This is a genomic window from Rhizobium sp. NFACC06-2 (genome assembly GCF_900101425.1).
GTDB lineage: Bacteria > Pseudomonadota > Alphaproteobacteria > Rhizobiales > Rhizobiaceae > Agrobacterium > Agrobacterium leguminum.
On sequence record NZ_FMVA01000043.1, the window covers coordinates 1 to 1,335 of the forward strand.

Annotated in this window: 3 protein-coding genes; all 3 read right to left on the minus strand. The window is 61.6% G+C overall.

Annotated features, from left to right (window positions below):
* Positions 1 to 457 (minus strand): IS66 family transposase (locus F3H58_RS27045; protein ID WP_188129098.1); only part of this gene is annotated, 457 nt, incomplete at its 3' end.
* 45 nt (positions 458 to 502) lie between these two features.
* Positions 503 to 850 (minus strand): IS66 family insertion sequence element accessory protein TnpB, encoded by a 348-nt coding sequence (gene tnpB, locus F3H58_RS27050; RefSeq protein ID WP_034495582.1) that lies wholly within the window; start codon positions 848 to 850, stop codon positions 503 to 505.
* Entirely contained in the window at positions 847 to 1,257 is a 411-nt protein-coding gene (gene tnpA / locus F3H58_RS27055) for an IS66-like element accessory protein TnpA (RefSeq protein ID WP_142187467.1), read from the minus strand. Before tnpA ends, tnpB begins: the two co-directional genes overlap by 4 nt.
* Between the last annotated feature and the right edge of the window lie 78 nt (positions 1,258 to 1,335).

Below are 1,335 nucleotides of genomic sequence, written 5' to 3' on the forward strand. Positions count from 1 at the left end.
CGCCAAGCTTCGACAATTTGGCCGATCCGCAGCAGGCGCAATTGGCGGGAGCGGCGATGACGATGCGCTCGCGTGGCAGATGTTCGGGAAAGGGCCTGCGTGACGGACGCCTGCGCTCGAAGGCTTTGACAGTTGAAGCTTTGGCTGCGATCTCCGCCACCAGTTCATCTTCACCGGCGTCCGTTTCCAACTCCTCGAGCTGCAGTTCCATCTGTTCGAGAAGCCGCGCTTTGCGCTCGGACCGGCTGCCGTAGAGTTCACGGCGAACCTTGTCGATCTCCAGCTTCAGCCGTGCGATCAGCGCCTCGGAATGCGATATGAGGGCCTTTGCGCTGGCGGCTTCTGCCTTTGCGGTCGCCGCTTCTGCTTCGGCTGCAACGCGTCGAGCGCGTTCCTGGGCCAGCAGTGCAAGGGCACTGGCAAGGTCGTCCGGAAGCTCTTCAGTCGTATTGCTCATGACAGGATGGAATCATATTCGAGCCTGTCATTCCAGTGTTTTTGCTCATCCGGCCGACGTCGGCCGCCAGGTCTTTTGCGGCATCCGCCAGTCGATACCTTCCAGCAGATAACCGAGCTGCGCAGGTGTGATCACCACCGTGCCATCGGCCGCAGATGGCCAGATGAAGCGGCCACGCTCCAGCTTCTTCGTGAACAGGCAAGCGCCTTGGCCGTCATGCCAGATCACCTTGATCAGGCCACCGCCGCGGCCGCGGAATACGAACAGGTGTCCACACATCGGGTCACGCTTCAGCGCCTCCTGCACCATCAAAGACAGACCGGGGAAGCCCTTGCGCATGTCCGTATAGCCCGTGGCCAGCCAGACCTTCACGCCAACAGGAACCGGGATCATCGCAGCCCCAGCACACAGTCGAGTATGCGGCCGAGCGCCTCGGTATCGATGTCGCTATCCACGCGCACGCGCCGACCCCGTCCAAGCTCGATTGTCACATCGCTGCGCTTCCGACGAGGATGGGGTGTGGTCGGCGCTCCCGGCTGAATGGGAGAGACTGATGAAATGGCCTCGGACACGATCACCGGCACCAACACGGTTCCCGTCTCGGTCTGCGGCTCGTCGAGCCGGCACAGCTCTTTGCGCCAACGAAACAACTGGCTGACATGGATACCAGCCGCGCGGGCAATCTCGGAGATGACCGCGTCTGGCTCAAAGCAGGCAGCGACCAGGCGCTCTTTGTCTTCTCGTGACCAGCGCCGACGGCGCTCTACGGACGTGATCACCTCAATTGCATGCTTCGTCATATGACTGCTCCTAGTGTTACCACTAGGACTGGCAGCCAGAAGGCCGTCATCGCAAGACGGCCTTCACCGTGGGCTTAC

Excerpts from the sequence above, each read along its gene's own strand:
- tnpA (WP_142187467.1), bottom strand. The coding sequence starts at position 1,257 with ATGACGAAGCATGCAATTGAGGTGATCACGTCCGTAGAGCGCCGTCGG.
- tnpB (WP_034495582.1), bottom strand. The coding sequence starts at position 850 with ATGATCCCGGTTCCTGTTGGCGTGAAGGTCTGGCTGGCCACGGGCTAT.